The organism is Pseudomonas sp. DWP3-1-3b3, from assembly GCF_049896305.1.
In the GTDB taxonomy this organism is placed as follows: domain Bacteria; phylum Pseudomonadota; class Gammaproteobacteria; order Pseudomonadales; family Pseudomonadaceae; genus Aquipseudomonas; species Aquipseudomonas azotoformans_A.
Genome location: NZ_JAFCUA010000005.1, coordinates 266,312 through 285,569 on the forward strand (window position 1 = coordinate 266,312; position 19,258 = coordinate 285,569).

A 19,258-nucleotide genomic window follows, 5' to 3' on the forward strand; every position below is an offset into this window, starting at 1 on the left:
GAAGTATTAAGTTGCTTCTCCGGCTTTATGAGGGGAGTGATATGATTAAGTTGGTCCTTAGCTTTTTACTGGTAGGGGTGGTGTTACTATCGAGTGCTATTGCAAGTGCGGGCATATTGTTGGGTGGGACACGAATTGTATACCAACAAAAGTTCAAGGAAACCACCATCATGGTTAAGAATGATGGTGAAAAAGATATCATGGTGCAGTCGTGGATTGATCCCGATCAGTCCTTTTCCGAACAGGATGTGCCGTTTGCATTGACACCAGCACTGAGTCGACTTGCCAGTAAAAAACAGCAAAATTTGCGTATATTCTACGCGGGCAAAGGTTTGCCATCGGATAAAGAATCAGTTTTTTGGTTAAGTGTTCAGGAAATTCCTCAAAAGTCCGAAGCCGACAACACGCTCCAAATTGCCATTCGTCAGCGAATCAAGATTTTTTATCGACCCGAGGGGCTATTCGGTTCGGTAGAGGAATCATCCAAGCAGTTGAAGTGGAAGATCATTAATGAGGCTAGCAAATCTTGGCTGGTGGCGACTAATCATTCTCCATTCTATATATCGTTCGGTGAGGTTTGGATAACGCATTCCGGTAAGAGATATCCGGTTAGCGCCAAAATGGTCGGTCCTGGTGAGGTTTCTAGGTTTCTGATCAATGCCAACGCTGCAGTACCGGCTAAAAGTGCATCTCGCGTCGACTATGTAACCATTAATGATTATGGTGCGCCTAATAGTTATACGGCGGAAGTGCGTGCTAATTAATGTTTTTTAGTTATTTAGATGCTTTTGTTTGAGGGGTGGATTCCAGTGTCGGCATGCAGGTGGCTTTGAGGTAGCATTATATGTGGGTTTTTCGATTAAGAGGGCGGCATGTTATTGCGCTTCTGGAAGGTTTAAGTACGCCCAGTTTAGCAGTGGTGGGGGCTTCAGTTCCTGCGATGACGTATGCAGTTGAGTTTAACGGCGCGTTTTTAAATAAGCAAAGTGCACCGGTAGAGTTGAAATATTTCGAACAGGGAAGTTCGGTTGCCCCTGGTCGTTACGATGTCGATATTTACCTTAATCAACAATTGATGCTGCGTCAGAATATTGAGTTTGCAGCTAATGGGAAAGATGGTGAGGTTAAGCCGGTTATTCCTCTGAGCTTGCTCAAAGCGGTTGGCGTCGATGTTGCACGCCTTGAGCGGGAAAACTTGGTCGCAGCCAAAAGCGAAGACAGATCGCCTGTTCCTCTCGATTCGATCGTCCCTGGTGCGGCAGCTGAATTTGATGTGAGCGCGTTTGCGCTACAAATCAGCATGCCCCAAGCATACATTCAGCGTCACTCCCGTGGGTACGTAGATCCGTCATTGTGGGATCACGGTATTACTGCATTTTATTCTAACTACCAGGCCAACTTCAGTCGCAACGTTAGTCAAGGGTATACCAGCGACTACCGTTACATTGGCCTGCGCAATGGCTTCAATATCGGTGCTTGGCGCTTTCGTAATGATTCGTCTATTTCCGGCTCTACGGGCACACGTGACAAGTTCACCAGCAACCGCAGTTATGTCGAGCGCGACGTTGTCAGCATGAAAGGAACGCTTGCGGCGGGTGAGTTGTACAGTCAAGGTGAAATCTTCGACAGCGTTCTCTTCAAGGGAGCGCAACTCTCCTCTGAACTGGGCATGTTGACCGATGACGAAGTAGGTTTTGCGCCTGTTGTGCGTGGTATCGCCGAGACAAATGCGACTGTAGAGATTAGCCAGAATAACTACGTCATTTATTCGACGACGGTGCCTGCGGGGGCGTTTGAGATCGGCGACATTTTCCCCAGTGGTTCCAACGGTGACTTGACCATCAAGATCATCGAGACGGACGGGCGCGAGCGTACTTTTACACAGGCATACTCCTACCTTCCCGTCATGACTCGTCGTGGCAGCGTCCGCTACAATCTGGTGGCCGGGCATTATACAGCAGAGGGCAAACCCGCGCCCAAGTTTACCCAGGGCACGCTGGTGTATGGGGTCACAGACAACTTCACAGGTTACGGCGGTTTGATCGCCGCTCAGGCCTATAAGGCCTTCAACCTCGGGATGGGCGTAAACTCGCCGTGGGGCGGTGTGTCTTTCGACGCCACCAATAGCAGTTCTCAGGCTCGCTCCGGCCGTAAGAGCGTGGGTCAGAGTGCTCGCTTTCTATACTCCAAGACTCTCAGCGAAACTGATACCACATTTACGATGGTGGGCTATCGCTACTCGACGGAATCCTATCGAACCTTCAGCCAGCACGTTGATGAGCAGGACCAGATCAGTACGCCTTACTATGGACTACAGAAAAGCCGTTTCGACATAAACGTCAACCAGACGCTTGCAAGCCGTGGTTCGTTATTTCTGAGTATCGGAGAGACCAGTTACTGGAATCGTGTAGGTCGAACTCGTCGCTGGCAGTTCGGATATAACGGTAGTTATTCGGACGTGAGCTACAGCTTCGCAGTGTCCCGGACGGAAGGGCAGGGTAGTCGTCAGCGCGTCGATAACCAGATGACTGCGTCGTTCAGTATCCCCTTTGGCGACAAGCGGAGATCGCAACGTCTGTACTCCAGCGTCACCGCCTCGAACCAGGGTGATTCTTCGGTTCAGACCGGTGTCTCTGGGAACTTGAATGACGCGAACACGCTGAGTTACTCGGCGCAAGGCAGCCATAGCAAGATCGGCGGTAGTTCAGGCAGCGTAGGTTTGAACTGGGATACACCGACGGGAAAAGTCAACGGCAACTATGGGCAAGGTCGTGACAACAAGCATTTGGATCTCGGGGCTTCCGGTTCGGTGGTTGTTCACAGTGGGGGACTCACCCTTGGGCAGCCTGTTGGTGAAACGTTCGCGTTGGTGGAAGTGTCTGGTACCGAAGGTATTGGCGTTGATGCATCCAATGTGGTGCGCACCGACAGACAAGGGTATGCAGTTGTGCCATACGCACAGCCATATCGCTATAACTGGATCAACCTAGAAACGTCGACGTTTGGGAGCAGTCTTGAGTTCGCAGAGACGTCACAACAAGTGATTCCCACCCGTGGTGCGGTAGTAAAAACAAAGTTTCGAGCTGAAACCGGACGGAGAATCCAGTTCGAATTACACATGAGTGATGGTCAAAAAGTTCCGTTTGGAGCGCAAGCGATCGGAGACGATGGTCGGCTGCTTGGCAGTCTTGATGGGGCGTCCAGGCTGCTGGTGTTTGGTGTTGGCGATAAAGGGAGCTTTGACGTGAAATGGGGGAGTGGCAGTTGCCATGTGGATTACCTAGTCCCAGAGGTAAACAAAGAGTTGATGTATGAGAAGTACACAGTGTCCTGCGTTCCAAGTAAGTAGATTTACTCTACTAGTGGTGAGGCATGTTGTGGTGTTTACTTTGTTATGAGGTGATGTGATGAGGTCGTATGTATTGTTATGTTTTTTATTGTTTAGTTTTAATTGCTGGGCGGATATCACTTGTGGCTCTCCGGCAAAGTTAAGTATTGATTTGCCGACCAGAATGAGTATTCAGGGGGATGCTGCTGTTGGAACTATGATTTCTTCAGATTGGCATGTTGCGATCAATCCTCGCTTGACGACATGCAACGGTAGTGGGGTGTACTCATTTGAACATAGGGCTAGTGGCCAAAAGGTAGGTGTTACTGTTTTTGGCGGGAAAATGTATGATATATATGCGAGCGCTACAGCGGGTATCGCTTATATTATGGAGCTTCAATACAAAAGTGGTAACTGGGGGGCGGTTTCAGGTGCCGACTTTGTTACGTGGACTTCATCGTCGGTTGTGTGGTTTGTTAATGAGCCTGTCAGTTTAGGGGTTAGAATAAGGCTTTTGATTGGAAGTAATAACATCAAGCCTGGTGCTTACTCTATTCCCTCATTTGATGTCGTGAACTCAGTATTCAAAACCACTCCAGGCTACATTGGTATGGGGGTGACCTCTACGTCGGGGTCTTCAATTATTGCAAAAATAAAATCTTGCAACATAACGTCACCTGGCGCAGTGAAATTGCCAAGTACGAATTTCTCTCAATTTGCAAGTGCGGGTGATACCGGGGGTGATACAGCCTTCAGTCTGAATCTGAAATGCTCGGATTCATTTACTGCCTACCCAGTGAGGTTTTTCATGACAGATGCTTACAGTGCGAATAATACAAGTTCAAACCTAGTGTCTGCCACGGGCCAAGGCAATGCTGATGGATTGGCTATCCAAATTTTGGATGGGCTTAACCCTGTCCAATTCGGTCCGCAGTTGAGCGGATCAAATTCGAATATAGTAGGTGCGGTGGGCCCCGCCGGTGGAAGCTTGACCAAACAACTGACGGCACGCTACAAACGCATTGGTGCCAAAATGACGCCTGGCCTGATCAAAGCGGGTGTCTTGGTTAATTTGGTTTATGAGTGAGGTCCGTTTAGACTTAGGATCCTGTAGGAGGTAATAACATTGGCAGTGTTGAAAGCCGAGTGCCAGTTTTTATCCAGCTATGAGCGTATAATTTACCTTTCCAAACATCTGGAGTATGTCCTCATGGGCAACATAGTCATCGTCGACGATCACCCTCTGATGCGTATGGCAGTAGGCGTCATGCTCGAGCGTGAGGGGCATACGATTGTCGCTGAGGTGGATAATGGAGTGGATGCGGTAGAGGTAATCCGCAAGTTGCTTCCGGATCTGGTCGTCCTAGATTTGAGTATTCCAAAAATGGATGGCCTCTCGGTAATTGCGCACCTGAAGGCGATTGGTATTTCAACGAGGGTCCTGATCCTCACCTCCGGCGACACACGAAACTTCGCCATGCGCTCACTTCAAGCGGGAGCCTCAGGTTTTGTGTGCAAGGACGACAATCTGGATGAACTGGTGGGGGCGGTCAAGGCGGTGCTATCGGGCTACAGTTACTTTCCGGTAAATACCATTCACCTGCTGCGTGAAAACACTCGTGCTGCCAGTGAAGAGAGTCTGCTGATAGCTCAGCTGTCTGACCGTGAAATCACTGTGCTGAAGTTGTTGGCGCGAGGTATGGGCAACCAAGCAATTGCGGATGAACTGATGATCAACCACAAGACCGTCAGCACATACAAAATTCGCTTGCAGCGCAAGTTGAGCGTAGAGAATTTGATTGCGCTGGGCGAGTTAGCCAAGCGCAACGGTTTGGCTTAATTTATTGCGGTTCCAGCATGCATTGAACCCGCAACAACTCTCTCTCTATCTCCTGAATCAACTCCGTCACCGCGTCATGCTCATACTCGCAGCAGCGCTCTAGCTCCCGGCATTTCTCACGTAGGTAGTAGTTGTGCATCAACGCAGCGCTGCCGCGCATTCTGTGAGATAACTTCGAGAGCTCTGCGTTATCACGCGTTTCAGACAGCATGCGCAATTCTTCTAAGTCCCGGTGATTGCTGCGCTTGAGTTCTGTCCAGAACTGCTCGACGATCATCGGGTTGCCTCTGGTGATGGACTTGAGCAGGTTCATGTCGAAGATTGGATGTTGCAGCGTGCTTTTCATGGCCGCCCGATCAGCGCTGCCGGACGATGGCAGTGCAGCAAGCCGCTGCTCCAGAATTGCCAAGCTGACAGGCTTGATCAGGCAATCACCCATCCCCGCATTCATGCATCGATCCATTTCCCCTTGCTGGGCGTCGGCCGTGAGCCCCAAGATTGTCAAGTGCCCGGGTTTGCGGTGCTGCTCTTCGTGACGAATTGCTAGTGTCAGTTCAACGCCGTCCATGAGCGGCATATGGTAGTCCGTTATTAACCAGTCGATGGGGTGTCGTCGCCATGCCTCCAGGGCTTCTACGCCATTGGCGGTCTCGATGACTGTGCAACCGAGATATTCCAACTGGGCACGTAACATCTGTCGGTTCAAGACGTTGTCATCGGCGATTAGCGTACGAATGGCCCGACTCTTGGGCGTCTCAGAGGGCTGGGTATCAGGGATTTGCTCCTCCAGCAACGTCGGCAGCACCTCGAGCTTGAGGGTGACGTTCGCCGTGGTGCCTTGTCCTGGCGCGCTGACCAGATCCAGCCGGCCGCCCATCATTTCACAAAGGGAACGTGAAACTACCAGACCCAAGCCGCTGCCGCGGTGTATGGATAGGTCCGATTGATTTATCTGTGCAAAAGGCCGGAAGAGATGTTGGTGATCTTCTTTCCGGATCCCAACTCCGCTGTCTTGGACTTGCAGGTGCATATCAAGCACCTGCCCGTTATCCATGGCACGACAAATCAGCCGGATGGTCACGCGGCCCCGTTCAGTAAATTTGATCGCATTGCTCACCAGATTGGAGAGTATTTGCTTGAAGCGCAGGGGGTCGATCGATACATCCTGGGTGGTGGCGGCATCGATCTCCAGAACAAGCGGCAAGTTCTTTTTCTTGGCCAGTCCTTCGAACACTCGAGTAACCATTTCTACCAGGTTCTTGAGATTGGCCCTACGTGGCGAGAAACTCAGACGGCCGGACTCTATACGCGCAATATCCAGGGTGTTGCCCAGCAGCTCCAGTAGGTTCTTGGCGGAGGTGTATGCAATATCGATATTCTGTCGGTCCAGTACGCCGTTGTCGGCGCGTTTGAGCGCCAATTCCAGGGTTCCGATTACGGCGCTCATGGGCGTGCGAATTTCATGACTCATGGTCGCGAGAAATTGGGTTTTTGCGCGGTTAGCTTCGTCGGCCTGATCCTTTGCGTGCTGCAACTGCTCTATTAGCTGATAGTGCTGGGAAACGTCCTGCCATCCACAGATAACTCCAGCGATGGCACCGTTGGAGTTGCGATAGGGCTGAATCCAATGGTCAATGACATGCAGCTGCCCTGCAACGGTGATCTCCAACTGCTGTTCGATGGCCATGCCGTCCTCCATCGCTTGCAAGTAGCTCTGGTGGAGTGAGGGTGCAAGTACCCGAGTATCATTCGGCATCTGTAATGCCGTCTTTCCCAATAACTGGGATTGGCACAATTGCATGACATGTTCATAGCTTCGGCTGCAGGACAGCAATTGTCCTTCACGGTCGCGGACGTACACTGGCACTGGCATAGCATGGTTGAGGGTTTGCAAGAATTCCAGTTGATCATTCAATGCTTTCTCCGCCATTACTCGTCGCCGGATCTGACGACGTAGCTGAATGATCCTGACGATCGAAATCAGTAGTATGAGTGCGGCACAGAATACGATCTCCACTATGACGCGCTTGTAGTCACGCCAGGTCTGACCACTCATGGCTGCGTTAGCTCGCCAGCGAATAGTGATTGCGTTGAGCTCGTCAGGCGGAATGCTGAGCAACGCCTTGTCGAGGATTGTCTGCAACTCCGTATCGCCACGGCGCATGGCGAAGTTGGCGTTAGCCGCACGTAAATCGACTATACCGGCGACACGCAATTGTTTTTCATATAGACGTGCGGTGTAGTAGCGAGCCATGGATAGGGTCATCAACGCGACATCTGCTTGCCCACCGACGACCATGCTCATCGCTTCTAGGTTGTTGGAAGGCGTTAGCAGTTGAATATCCGGATAATCGTGTCGAATGCTGTCTATCAACACGTGGCCCTTGACAATGGCCAGGCGCTTGCCGGCCAGGGCGCTAAGGCTCGAGTGTTCGCGCCCTGAGACGTTGCTCGGGATGACTAACGCAAATGAGCTCGTCGCGAATGGATGACTAAAGCGGAAGTGGCTCAAACGCTGAGCGCTGGGGGTCAATACCGCCAGATCGGTATCGCCCTCGCGCAACGCGTCTTGAATGCTCTGGAAGCTGTCGGTGCGATGGATTTCGAACTGTAGGCCGGTGCGCTGTGTGATGATGTCGAATAGGTCAGAAATCACACCATTGAAGTGCCCATTGGCGCCGAAGAATGCAGACGGGGCCATATCATCGTTGACCATGAAACGTGCCACTGGATGTTTCGCGATCCAGTGTTTCTCCTGATCCGATAGCTGCACATTGTCGTCGGGCGTTATTGTGCCGCCGCCCGTCCAGCGCTTCACCACGTAGCTCATTCGGAGTGGATCAAAAGAGCTGAGCGACGCGTTTAGAATACTCAGCAGTCGCTGATCATCGTCCCGAAGTAGAAAGCAGTAGCCACCCGATTTCATCTTGATGAAGCGCACGAATTTCAAGTAACCGAAGAAGCTGTGATTGATCAGATAATGGCTAGAAACGGAATCGCCTAAAAAGATATTGATATTCTGGAATGCCACGGCGGCCATGGCTTGAGATGTGTTTTTGTAGACGAAAAATTGCGCTTGTGGGTAGCGCTCAACCAACTCTGAATAGGGCAGGTAGTCCTTAGAGACGGCCACCGTGAGACCTTTTAGGTCAAAAGGTATTGGACCCTCCTCTTCCGGTCGTCGATAAAGCGATGGAGCGTTGATGCTATAGGGATGGGTTACCACGGTATTGGGTGAATCGCGATCGTAGTTGCTGGAGCGGCTGATCAGGTCTATTTCTCCAGCCCTTAATGCGATTGTCGCTTTTGCACGGCTCGCATATTTGATGACCTTTACGTTTACGCCTAATTGCTGTTTGATCATTGACATCACGTCGGCACTGATGCCTTCGTATTCACCGCTGCTGTAGATCATGTCGAACGGCAGTTCAAAAGGAGCGACCACGCCGAGCGTTAAGGTGCGCCGCTGACGCAGCCAGGCCCAATCCCGCTCCGACAGATCGAGCTTCTGTGGGGGCTCGTTCATTTGACTGAGCAGATGCGGCAGTGGCGCAGATATGGGAGCTTCGCTCTGCGCTGTACACGTTATCGCTGGTAACAGGAGTGTTAAGAAGACACAAAGGGAGGAGTTGTTGAACATGTAGCTGATACCCGACTGCAAATGCCGTAAGCGACCAGGCCGGCCACGGAAATGACCAGTCGGTTAGAGATGATGGACGGGAGGAAACCGTTTAAAAGGAAGCCGATACAACCCGGGAGCCGGAAAGGTTTTCGAGGAGGAAGGACAGTAATTCTTTATCGTCCATCGGCGGTGCGATGACATAACCCTGGATCATTGAACAGCCCATGGCTTTGAGCCAATTGAGCTGAGTCAGGGTTTCTACGCCCTCGATTACCAACGCAAGGCCTAAGGAATCCGCAAGGGTCACGGTGTGGGTGATGACGGATTTGCAGGGTGCGTGCGTTTCGAGTTTACGCACGAAGCTGGCGTCCAGTTTCAATTCATTGAAGGGGATATCGCAAAGACGCTCCAACGAAGAGTACCCTGCTCCGTAATCATCCATGGATAAACCGCATCCAGTGGCCCTCAGTTGCAACAGGTTGCGTGTAACTACGTGAGTTAGCTCAAGCGGGCTCGTTTCAGTGATCTCGAAGGTGATGGATTGGGCGGGACATTCATGTGCTTTTAACAGCACTTTGATTGCATCGATCAGTATTGGGTTGTTCAATTGTCTGGGATGAAGGTTGTAGGACATTTTTAGAGGCAGATTTAAACACTCCAATTTGCGGCGCATGATTTGTCCTTGCTCGAATAGGCGCAGGAACAATTCTTCGAGCAGGCCATAATGTTCAATGGCTTCCAAGAAATAACCGGGTGGCAGCAGCCCTCGTTGCGGATGCCTCCAGCGTGCGAGTACCTCTACCGCCACCACGATGTTTTTCTCCAGCGAGAACTGCGGTTGATAGAAAGCAACAAATTCACTATCCGATAAAGCTCGGCGCAATTCCATTTCATCAGGATGAATTGCTGGCGCAGGGCTCAAGACCTGACCTATGCCGGGTGTTATTAACGTATAGGAGCTCATACAAACAAAACCCTGCTGAGAATGACTATAATCAATTCTGGAGAAAACGATAAACTACGTATGTCAGCGGTTTCGAGATGTCATGTAGGACTAGTCTTACCCATCGATGAAAAACCTATAGACTCACCTGAACCCTTTCACTGCTCAGTCAGCTCCCAATCGGTATTTAAGGATATGATCTTTCTATGCTCCGAATAGGCGAAATCGAAGATGCGCTATAGGCAGTCGACCGTTGGCAAACTGGAAAAAGTTTCGCTGCGCCTCAGCTTCGGTTTGCTAATAATGCTGCTGTTGGTGGTGTTCTTTGCGGTGACCGGCTACTGGGTGACCTACAAGGTCATCCGCGGAGAAGTACTTAAGGTTGACTATCACTTCATGCGTCTGGTAAGTCGTGCGTCCGATCATGAAGTTTTCCTGCTACGTGTGATCAAGGCCAGCAGTCAGCTCGAATACAAACCGATGTTTACTCCACAGGGATATGTCACTGACCGCTGGTGTCAGGGCGATCTGCGTGTTTATGAGGGGCAGTCCTCGCAATTCCCGACGACATTTTCGGCCGCACTGCCTATCAAGGTTGCGGATGTCAATAGCGCGGTACTGAGTCAGCAATTGCAATTGGCGATTGCGCTATCGAATGTGCATGGTGACTTTTGGAGGGGCACTACATTCAAGCCCCCACAGATGTTCCTGTTTGATCCGCTAGGCAACTTTGAGATTGCCGTCCCGTCCATCAATGTCGATAGCACCGAACATCACTCCGAAAACGCCTCTTTTTCCAAAGTGCTGGCCAAGGTAAAGCAGGCTACACTTAGGCTCCCCGCACGTAGCAGTGACCTGATTGTACGATGGAGTCCCGCTCAGCACTTCATGGGCGGCAAGGACATCCAGCAGATCCTAGGTTACGTCTCGGGTCGGGTTGAGGTCAGTGTCTGGGAGCCCGACGGACCCCCTCGGGAACTGGTCGCGGCCACGTTGCTGAATTGGGACGAGTTCGTGACCCAAAGAGTGAGGATAGAAAAGCAATATTTTGATCTACCGTTGTTTGATGCCGTGGACATTGTCGCGCCCGACGGCACGCGGGTGGTGGGCGATGTGCGCTCTCAGCAGATTTATCTGTATGAAAACGGCGTTCATCTGACCTCATCCGGGCTTCTGATCAAGCGCAGTGCGGGAGATTTTGGCACCTGGCGGGCGCTGTATCGAATTTCCTATGAGGACATGTTGCTGGATGCACGTTGGCAATTGTTCGGACTTCTCGGGTTGCTGATCCTGTGCGCCATTTTCGGTTGGTCGCTCAGCCAGTGGTATCGGCGGCGCATTGTCGTGCCGGCGAGTAATGACTTTCGGGAGTTGCTGGTCAATCACGATTTCAATCACTCACTGCTGCAAACGGTGCCGTTGGCATTGTGTGTGGTCAAATGGCCTGGAATCGAGCCTGTAACGCAAAACAGCTTGTATCTAGAGTGGCTGGGCGATCCCGCGGACTTTGAGCAACTGATGGAGCACTGGCCTCTGTTCGAGCAGGCGAGTCCGCTGTCGGGAGAGGGGTGCATGGTATTGGGCGCGCGAGCCCTGTATGTGCGTTACACCCCGACCGAATATCAGGGGGAGAGCGTATTGCTCTGTACATTCACTGATATTTCCACCCATCGAGAAGCGACAGCCTCGATGCTCAGGGCGCGTAAGGCGGCAGACGCGGCGAACGCACAAAAAAGCCATTTCGTCGCAACTCTCAGCCATGAACTCCGTACGCCGTTATACAGTGTACTCGGCACCCTTGAACTTTTGAGCATGACGTCGCTGGACGAGCGCCAAAGCGCCTACTTGCGTACCATCGACAGCTCTTCTGCACTATTGTTGCACCTGATCAGCGATGTGCTGGACCTGTCCAAAATTGAGGCCGGCCAGTTAGTGCTCGAATCGGTCGCGTTTGCGCCACTGGAAATGCTCGAAGAGACTGTCCGCGGCTTCTCGGCAATGGCGGCAGCTAAGGGCTTAGTATTGTACTGCTGCATTGACCCTCGTGTGCCTGCCTTGGTGCAGGGGGACCGCTTGCGTATCCAGCAGGTCGTGGGCAACTTATTGAGCAACGCAATCAAATTTACCGAGACTGGGCATGTGGCTGTGTTTCTCGCGCCGAGCGGGTCTGATAATGATGCCAGATTGCAGTGGCGCGTCGTCGATACTGGTCCGGGCATGACCGAGGAGGTCCTGGCGCAATTGTTCGAGCGCTTTTACCAGGCTAATCGTGAACTAAATATGGTGGCCGGTACAGGGCTTGGGCTATCCATTTGTACCCAGCTGAGCCATTTGATGCAGGGGCGACTGATCGTCGACAGCACGCCTGGCGAAGGCAGCGAGTTTGTGTTTGAACTGAAACTTGACACCTTAGAAACGACCAGGCCACCCTTGCCCGCGCTCTCTGGCAAGTGCATTGATGTCCACACGCCCTACGACGCTCTTACAGATAATCTTTGTGCCTGGTTTGAGTCCTACGGCGCGCAGACGTGCGTCATGGCTGGCGAGTCCAGTACAATGCCCGATGTTATTTTACAGGTGATGCCTGAGCAACTGGTGGGCACTTGTTACGCTGCAGTCAAAGTCTTTGCCCAACACGATTTCAGTTGTATTCCTCAATTTATCGGGCATGACGTAGTCGTGAATCAAACCTGCGTCACGGGCATCCTCCACGCTTTAACGATGGCTATTACCGGAGAGTCCGCAGTGTGTCGGGATGAACTAGCCCCTGCGGTCCGGATGCAACTTGGACTAGCCGTGCTGGTTGCCGAAGACAACCTCGTCAACCAAATACTGATTAAGGAACAGCTGGAACGTATCGGTTGCTTGGTGGATGTCGTGCCCGATGGTGCTCAGGCCCTGCGTCAACTGGATGTCCGCGGCTATGACGTACTGCTTACCGACGTCAATATGCCGATCATTGACGGCTACACGCTGACAGAGACGCTGCGTCAGCGTGACTCGGACATCCCAATCATTGGCATAACCGCCAACGCACTTCGGGAGGAGGGTGAGCGTTGTATTCGCGCAGGCATGAACAGTTGGTTGTCCAAACCGATGGATATTCAAGGTCTTTATCTGTGTTTGCGCAGTGTGTTCGATCCTGATGTGTTGCAAGTATCCAACACTCTCCACCTGAGCGACGATCTTCATGTGCCGGCGCGTATGCTGGAGTTATTTCTCCAAACCATTGCGCAAGATCTGGCCGAGCTAAAAGCGTTGGGGGCCGATGAGGATGATCAGGAAGCGGTTCGTCTGCTTCATCGTGTCCGTGGTGCCTTAGCAGTAGGAAAGGCCAAAGTGCTGATTCAGGCTGCGCGTGAGTTGGAGGCTGCTGTAGCGCGCGATGGTTTCATCCGTTCGAGCGAAAAGATGACTGAATTTATCCAGCGGGTCGGAGAGGCCGTCGCGCGCTTATGAGTAAGACTGCAGGTTGACGGCACTCTTTAAAGTGTGGCTTATGCGATATATGAATGGGCGGGCGATTTGATGAGTCAGTCATGACACTCAGCTGCATTGATCAACAATAATGAGGGTGGTGCTCATTTGGCCGGTCGCTGTACCGGAAACCCTTTCTGGCCGGTCTTTATGTGGGGGGGGGCACGTAGCGGAAACTTGGAGGCGCGGCATTGCAGCGCACAGGCGGTTCGCTTGATGCATCGGATTCGTAGCGCGTTGGCGCTAGGCAAGGCTAAAACTTTGCGAATAGAACTCGCAATTGCTGGTTTGAAGGCGTGCAAGTGCCGCCCTGTCAGGGACGGCACTGGGTATGTCAGTTCGATACTAGCGGTTCAGGTGCCTGCCAGCCACCGCCCAGCGCCTTATAGAGTTGCACCACGTTGAGGTACGATGCTGTTTCAGCTTGGCTCAGCGTATACTGAGCTTTCAACTGCGTGCGCTGAGCGTCCAGCTCTACCAGATACTTCGCGCCGCCGGCTTCATACCGCGCGTGTGCCAGTCGCGCTGCGCGTTCACTCTGCGAGGCTGCTTCAGCCAGGCTGCGAACCCGTTGTTGCGACAGGCTATAGGTCGTCAGCGCTCTCTCGGTTTCCTCAATCGCATTCAGTACCACTTGCTCATAACGCGCCCGGCTGCCCATTCCACGCGCCTGGGCTTCGCGCTGCCGGGCCTTGACGCTGAACAGGTGCAGTGCTGGCCAACTGACCGAGGGCATCACGCTGAACGCGCGGCTGCCGCTGTCGCCCAAATCCCCACCGCGCAAGGCCACGAAGCCGAGAAAACCTCCGAGGTCGACACTTGGGTAAAGCTCGGCGGTCACTGCACCAATGTCAGCGTTCGAGGCCGCCAGTGTGCGTTCAGCGCTGGCAACATCGGGGCGCTGGCGCAACAAGTCGCTGATCTGGCCAATTGGCAAGCGTGTGACCAGTGCCGGCAAGGCTTTCAGCTCGGTCAGCGCTTGCAGGTCAATGGGCCTCGAGCCCGTCAATACGGCCAGTCGATAACGACTGAGCGCTTGACGGGTTTCCAGGCCTGGCAAAGTGGCCTGCACCTGTGCGCGCTCGGCGAGGGCGCTGGCCAGTTCGTCGGCGGTGCCGCGTCCGGCATCGACCCGGCCCTGGACCAATTCGACGGTCTTTTCCTGATTGCGCAGGTTGGCGCGGGCCACCGCCAGTTGGCGTTGTGCGCCACGCATCTCGAAGTAGTGACGCGCCACTTCGGCAGTCACCACGATGCGTGTCTGTGCCAAGTCTGCCGCGACCGCCTCGGCGCGTGCCGAAGACGATTCCGACAAGCGCTGCAGCCGGCCGAACAAGTCCAGCTCCCACTGGGCATCCAGGGCGGTCTGATAAGTCTTGGCAAGGTTGCGCTCACCACTGGGGCCGGGGTTGGCCTGGGACAGACTACGGGAATAATCCCCGCTGGCGGTCACTGTGGGCAGTTGGTCTAGCTGACGCTGGTCCAGCACCGCACGCGCCTCCAGCAACCGGGCTCGGGCGATGCGCAGGTCATGGTTGCGTGACAACGCTTGATGAATCAACGCATCTAGCTGCAGGTCCTGGAACTGCCGCCACCAGTCCTGTTGCAGGCGTGTGTTGCTATACAGCGCCGCGTCGGGGCTTTGAGTCAGTTGTACCGCGGGGTCGTGACTGGCGTGGTAGTCAGGGCCAACGGTACAGCCCGTCATCCAGGCCGAACAGGCCAGCAGCACCAGCGGGTGAAGCACGAAGGTCTTGAAGGAATGCATGTGTCTCTCCTTACACGGGATGGGCCATGGCGGCGTCGGCTGCATCGGCAGCGCCCAGCGCAAGGGCGCGGGGAGTGGTGGCCGCCGTACGATGGTCGACGGCAATGAACGAATACATGGTCGGTAAAACCAGCAAGGTGAACAGCGTGCCCACCAACATGCCCACGACGATGACCAGGCCCAGGTCATAGCGGCTATGGGCGCCAGCACCGGACGCGAACAGCAGCGGAATCAAGCCCGCCACCATCGCCGCCGTGGTCATCAGGATCGGCCGCAAACGCATCTTCGCCGAGTGCAGAATCGCCTCACGCCGGTCCAGGCCCTGCTTGAACTGCATCTCATTGGCGAACTCCACCATCAGGATGCCGTGTTTGCTGATCAGGCCGATCAGGGTCACCAGGCCGATCTGCGTGTAGATATTGATAGTCGCCATGCCCAGGGCCAGTGGAATCAAGGCACCGCAAATCGACATCGGCACGCTGATCAGAATGATCAACGGGTCACGCAGGCTTTCATACTGCGCAGCGAGTACCAGATAGATCACGATGATTGCGAACAGGAACGCCATGACCAGCGCGCCGCTTTCCTGATGGTATTGGCGTGCATCCGAAAGCCAGTCGTAGGTGAAACCCGGCGGCAGCAGTTTGGCTCGCGCCTCGAGGAACTTCACCGCGTCGCCCATGGACACGCCCGGGTTGGGAATCGCCTGGAAGATCGCCGAGTTGAGTTGGTCGAACTGGGTCAGTTGATTGGGCTCAACTCCGGTGGAGACGCTGACCAGGTTGGACAGCGGTACTTGGCCACCGGTGGCGCTGGTTACATAAAAGCGTGACAGCGCTTCTGGCGTCAGCCGCTCACCGCGCAGGCTCTGCGGGATCACATCGTAGGAGCGGCCGTCCATGGCAAAGCGGTTGACGTAGTTTTCGCCAACCAGCACCGCCAGGGTGTCACCCAGATCCTTCATGGTCACGCCCAGGCTGTTGGCCTTGGTACGATCGACTTTGATCTTGATCACCGAGTTGTTGTAGTCCAGGTCGCTGTCGACCACCATGAACAAGCCGCTTTCACGTGCGGCGTGCTTGAGTGCTTCCATCGCCTCATAGACCACGCTGTAGTCACCGGCGCTCTTAATCACCATCTGCACCGGCAGACCACCGGTCGAGCCCGGCAGTGAAGGCAACTGGAAGGCAAAGACGTTGCTGCCCTCGATGGTGTTGGCGCGGTTCTGCATATCGCCCTGAATCTGGTCGGCGTTGCGCTTACGTTTTTCCCAATCGACGAAGTTGACCCCGCCGATGCTGTTGGATACGCCGTTGCTGCCATTGACCAGCCACAGGTTGCTCTGCTCCGGCAATGTCCCCATAGCTTCGTTCCACTGTTTGCCGAACTTCTCGACGTAGTCGATGTTGGCGTTTTGTGGAGACTTGATGGCCGTTAACACCGTGGACTGGTCCTCGGTGGGCGCCAGTTCGGTTTGGGCACGGCTGTATAGCCAGGGCACGCTGATCAGCACGATGACCGCAATCGTAAAGGTGACCCAACGGTGGTGCAGCGACAGATCCAGCACCCGGCCGTACACGTTGCCGAGGCGATGAAAGAATCTCTCGGCCTTGCGGGCCATCCAGCCTTCGTTCATCTGGCTGTTGAGCAGCAGTGAGCTCATGACCGGCGACAGCGTAAGCGCGATGATGCCGGAGACCACCACCGAGCCGGCCAAGGTGAAGGCGAACTCCTTGAACAGCGAGCCGGTCATCCCGCCCATGAGGCCTATGGGCGCATACACGGCCGCCAGCGTCAGGGTCATCGCAATCACCGGCGCTGCCACCTCACGCGCGCCCAGCAGGGCTGCATATGTGGGAGACTTGCCTTCTTCGATATGACGGTGAACGTTCTCCACCACAATGATCGCGTCATCCACCACCAGGCCGATAGCCAATACCATCGCCAGCAAGGTCAGCAAGTTAATGCTGAACCCGAACATCGACATGAATGCGGCCGCACCCAACATCGACAAGGGAATGGTGACCACCGGAATGATCACTGCCCGCGCCGAACCCAGGCTCAAGAAAATCACCAGCACCACGATGGCGATGGCTTCGCCCAGCGTACCGAGTACTTCATCAATCGATGCGCTGATAAAACGTGCCAGCTCAAACGGCACAGCGACTTTCACGTCCGGCGGCAGGTTGGCGCGGATCCCCGGCAGCAATTCATTTACCTTCTTGACGATCACCAGCGGGTTGGCATTGGGCGCGGCATTCAGGCCGAAAAACACTGCTTGAACACCGTCCATGGTAGCGCTGGTGTCGGTGGACGCGGCGCCCAGTTCCACCGTGGCGATATCGCTCAGGTGTACCACAGCGGCTGCACTGGACTTGACCACCAACTGGCGAAACTCGGCGACATCGACCAGGTCGGTGTTGATCTGGATATCCGACACCACATACAAACCCTTGGCCTGGCCGGGCGCAGCCTGCACGTTGTTATTCAACAGGGCTTGGGCCACATCGCTGCCAGAAATACCATGGGCTGCCATGCGATTGGCATCCAGCCAGATACGCATGGCCATTGTCTGCCCGCCGCTGAGGTTGATGCTGCCGACCCCTTCGATGGAAGACAGTTGCGGTTGCACCACGCGCTGCAAGTAGTCCGAGAGTGCGGCGGTGGACAGGGTCGGGCTGGAAAAGCCCACATAGGCCACGGCTGTGGCTTCACCGGAGGATTTCACGATAACGGGGTCGTAAGCCTGCTCCGGCAAGCGGTATTTGACCTCGTTGACCTTCGCCATCACCTGGGTCATGGCCTTGTTGGAGTCGGCATTGAGCTTCATGCGCACCGTGATCACGCTTTTGCCCTGGGTCGATGTCGAGTTCATGTAGTCGACGTCTTCCACCGTGGCGACAGATTGCGCGATGGCCTGGGTGACGAAGCCTTGCATCAGTTGCGGCGAAGCACCGGGGTATTGCGTGGTGATCGTCAGCGTCGAGCTTTCCGTCAGGGGGTACTGACGAATCGGCAGGTTGTTTATGGCCAGCAGCCCCATCAACAAAATCAGGGTGCTGACCACCAGCGCCAACACCGGGCGCCGTACGAACAAGTCGGTAAATTTCATTTTTAGATCCTTGGTGTCTCAGCGGCTCGAGGCTTGATCAAGCCCGACGGTGTCCTTGAGCGCGATGCGTACCGAGGCACCGCTGCTCAGGCGCAACTGGCCGGAGGTAACCACGCGATCACCAGCCTTTACGCCGTCAAGCAACACGACCCGGCCTTCGGTGCGGTCACCGGTCTTCACGTAGACCTGGCGGACGGTGTTGATCAGTTGCGTATCAGCGCCCTCGACCACGTAGACAAAGTCGCCGAAGGCGCTGTAGCTCACGGCCGTTTCGGGCACGCTGATCACGTCTTTTTTGGCTGGCAAATGCACTTCGCCCTGGGCGTACATGCCTGGCGTCAGCAGGTTATCCGGGTTCGGCACCGTGGCTTGGACCAGCACAGTGCGGGTGCCCGGGTCGATGCGCGGTTCGAGGGTGCTGACACGGCCCTTGAACGGGCGTTGCGGGTAGGCATCGACGCTGATGCTCATCTCCTGGCCGGTTTTCAGTTGCGCCAGCGCGCGTTCGGGCAAGGTGATGTTGGCGTACAGCGTCTGCGCGTCGGTCAGCGACACCATGGCGTCGCCGGCCTGCGCGAACTGGCCCAGGTTGACCTTGCGTACACCCAGCACGCCGGTGAAGGGCGCCTTGATGCGTTTTTGATCGATCAGCGCCTTGATCCGTACGATATCGGCCAACACCTGGGAGTAGGTGGACTGCGCCTGATCCAGTTCCTCTTGCGTCGCCGCTTGTTGAGGCAGCAAACGCTGTGTCCGTTGCAACTGGGCCTTGGCATTGGCGGCCTGGGCCTGGAGTCTGGTCAGCTCGCCTTGTTCCGGCGCGTCATTGAGTTGCACCAGGGTTTGCCCGGCTTTCACCTGCTCGCCCGGTTGGAACGCAATGGCACGTACCAGCCCCCCGCTTTCGGCGGTGACCATGACTTGGCGGGTGGCTTCAAGTTCGCCGATACCTGCCGCGGTGTTGGGCATATCGGCCTGCGTTGCTGTGGCGACGGCCACCTGGATCGCAGGCGCCGGTGCGGCATTCGCCGCAGCAGCGGGGCGAGCGGTGGTGGATTGCCGGTACAAGCCGACGGCTCCGCCAATGGCGAGCACTGCGGCAATCGTGACGCACACTGTGAGTTTTTTATTCATGATTCTGGTACCGACGTAAGACAACAAATTAAGA

The 19,258-nt window shown here is 54.6% G+C and carries 10 protein-coding genes; 5 read left to right on the forward strand and 5 right to left on the reverse strand.

Annotation, left to right across the window (positions count from 1 at the left end; genetic code table 11):
* The first annotated feature begins 41 nt into the window (after nucleotides 1-41).
* The 4 genes from ACP7BX_RS17475 to ACP7BX_RS17490 all read left to right on the forward strand — a co-directional run bounded on the left by ACP7BX_RS17475 (nucleotide 42) and on the right by ACP7BX_RS17490 (nucleotide 5,168).
* The gene (locus tag ACP7BX_RS17475) at nucleotides 42-764 is read left to right on the forward strand and encodes a fimbrial biogenesis chaperone (RefSeq protein ID WP_426128950.1); all 723 of its coding nucleotides are present in this window, start codon (nucleotides 42-44) and stop codon (nucleotides 762-764) included.
* 176 nt (nucleotides 765-940) lie between these two features.
* Nucleotides 941-3,349 carry a fimbria/pilus outer membrane usher protein gene (locus ACP7BX_RS17480; RefSeq protein WP_426129130.1) on the forward strand — a complete coding sequence of 803 codons (2,409 nt, stop codon included), beginning with the start codon at nucleotides 941-943 and terminating at the stop codon, nucleotides 3,347-3,349.
* 58 nt (nucleotides 3,350-3,407) lie between these two features.
* The gene (locus tag ACP7BX_RS17485; RefSeq protein WP_426128948.1) at nucleotides 3,408-4,415 is read left to right on the forward strand and encodes a fimbrial protein; all 1,008 of its coding nucleotides are present in this window, start codon (nucleotides 3,408-3,410) and stop codon (nucleotides 4,413-4,415) included.
* Between the two features lie 123 nt (nucleotides 4,416-4,538).
* Complete coding sequence (locus tag ACP7BX_RS17490; protein ID WP_426129128.1) at nucleotides 4,539-5,168, forward strand: response regulator; 630 nt, start codon at nucleotides 4,539-4,541, stop codon at nucleotides 5,166-5,168.
* Nucleotide 5,169: 1 nt separating this feature from the next.
* Here the strand turns inward: ACP7BX_RS17490 and ACP7BX_RS17495 are convergent, their stop codons facing one another.
* Nucleotides 5,170-8,808 (reverse strand): ATP-binding protein, encoded by a 3,639-nt coding sequence (locus ACP7BX_RS17495; protein WP_426128946.1) that lies wholly within the window; start codon nucleotides 8,806-8,808, stop codon nucleotides 5,170-5,172.
* Nucleotides 8,809-8,899: 91 nt separating this feature from the next.
* Nucleotides 8,900-9,754 (reverse strand): EAL domain-containing protein, encoded by an 855-nt coding sequence (locus ACP7BX_RS17500; RefSeq protein WP_426128944.1) that lies wholly within the window; start codon nucleotides 9,752-9,754, stop codon nucleotides 8,900-8,902.
* A 210-nt stretch (nucleotides 9,755-9,964) separates the two neighbouring features.
* On the opposite strand from ACP7BX_RS17500, the gene ACP7BX_RS17505 reads away from it, so the two are divergent.
* Complete coding sequence (locus ACP7BX_RS17505) at nucleotides 9,965-13,192, forward strand: ATP-binding protein (RefSeq protein ID WP_426128942.1); 3,228 nt, start codon at nucleotides 9,965-9,967, stop codon at nucleotides 13,190-13,192.
* Between the two features lie 352 nt (nucleotides 13,193-13,544).
* Here the strand turns inward: ACP7BX_RS17505 and ACP7BX_RS17510 are convergent, their stop codons facing one another.
* From ACP7BX_RS17510 to ACP7BX_RS17520, 3 genes are read right to left on the reverse strand one after another with little or no spacing between them, the layout of a single operon-like run.
* Nucleotides 13,545-14,978, reverse strand: coding sequence for an efflux transporter outer membrane subunit (locus tag ACP7BX_RS17510; protein ID WP_426128940.1), 1,434 nt, complete (start codon nucleotides 14,976-14,978; stop codon nucleotides 13,545-13,547).
* Nucleotides 14,979-14,988: 10 nt separating this feature from the next.
* Nucleotides 14,989-18,090, reverse strand: a complete 3,102-nt coding sequence (locus ACP7BX_RS17515; protein ID WP_426128938.1) for a MexW/MexI family multidrug efflux RND transporter permease subunit — start codon at nucleotides 18,088-18,090, stop codon at nucleotides 14,989-14,991.
* 18 nt (nucleotides 18,091-18,108) lie between these two features.
* Nucleotides 18,109-19,224, reverse strand: a complete 1,116-nt coding sequence (locus tag ACP7BX_RS17520) for an efflux RND transporter periplasmic adaptor subunit (protein ID WP_426128936.1) — start codon at nucleotides 19,222-19,224, stop codon at nucleotides 18,109-18,111.
* Nucleotides 19,225-19,258 lie beyond the last annotated feature (34 nt).

What these genes read in the sequence shown, in the direction of transcription:
- ACP7BX_RS17475 (WP_426128950.1), top strand. Translation starts at nt 42, where the DNA reads ATGATTAAGTTGGTCCTTAGCTTTTTACTGGTAGGGGTGGTGTTACTA.
- ACP7BX_RS17480 (WP_426129130.1), top strand. Translation starts at nt 941, where the DNA reads ATGACGTATGCAGTTGAGTTTAACGGCGCGTTTTTAAATAAGCAAAGT.
- ACP7BX_RS17485 (WP_426128948.1), top strand. Translation starts at nt 3,408, where the DNA reads ATGAGGTCGTATGTATTGTTATGTTTTTTATTGTTTAGTTTTAATTGC.
- ACP7BX_RS17490 (WP_426129128.1), top strand. Translation starts at nt 4,539, where the DNA reads ATGGGCAACATAGTCATCGTCGACGATCACCCTCTGATGCGTATGGCA.
- ACP7BX_RS17495 (WP_426128946.1), bottom strand. Translation starts at nt 8,808, where the DNA reads ATGTTCAACAACTCCTCCCTTTGTGTCTTCTTAACACTCCTGTTACCA.
- ACP7BX_RS17500 (WP_426128944.1), bottom strand. Translation starts at nt 9,754, where the DNA reads ATGAGCTCCTATACGTTAATAACACCCGGCATAGGTCAGGTCTTGAGC.
- ACP7BX_RS17505 (WP_426128942.1), top strand. Translation starts at nt 9,965, where the DNA reads ATGCGCTATAGGCAGTCGACCGTTGGCAAACTGGAAAAAGTTTCGCTG.
- ACP7BX_RS17510 (WP_426128940.1), bottom strand. Translation starts at nt 14,978, where the DNA reads ATGCATTCCTTCAAGACCTTCGTGCTTCACCCGCTGGTGCTGCTGGCC.
- ACP7BX_RS17515 (WP_426128938.1), bottom strand. Translation starts at nt 18,090, where the DNA reads ATGAAATTTACCGACTTGTTCGTACGGCGCCCGGTGTTGGCGCTGGTG.
- ACP7BX_RS17520 (WP_426128936.1), bottom strand. Translation starts at nt 19,224, where the DNA reads ATGAATAAAAAACTCACAGTGTGCGTCACGATTGCCGCAGTGCTCGCC.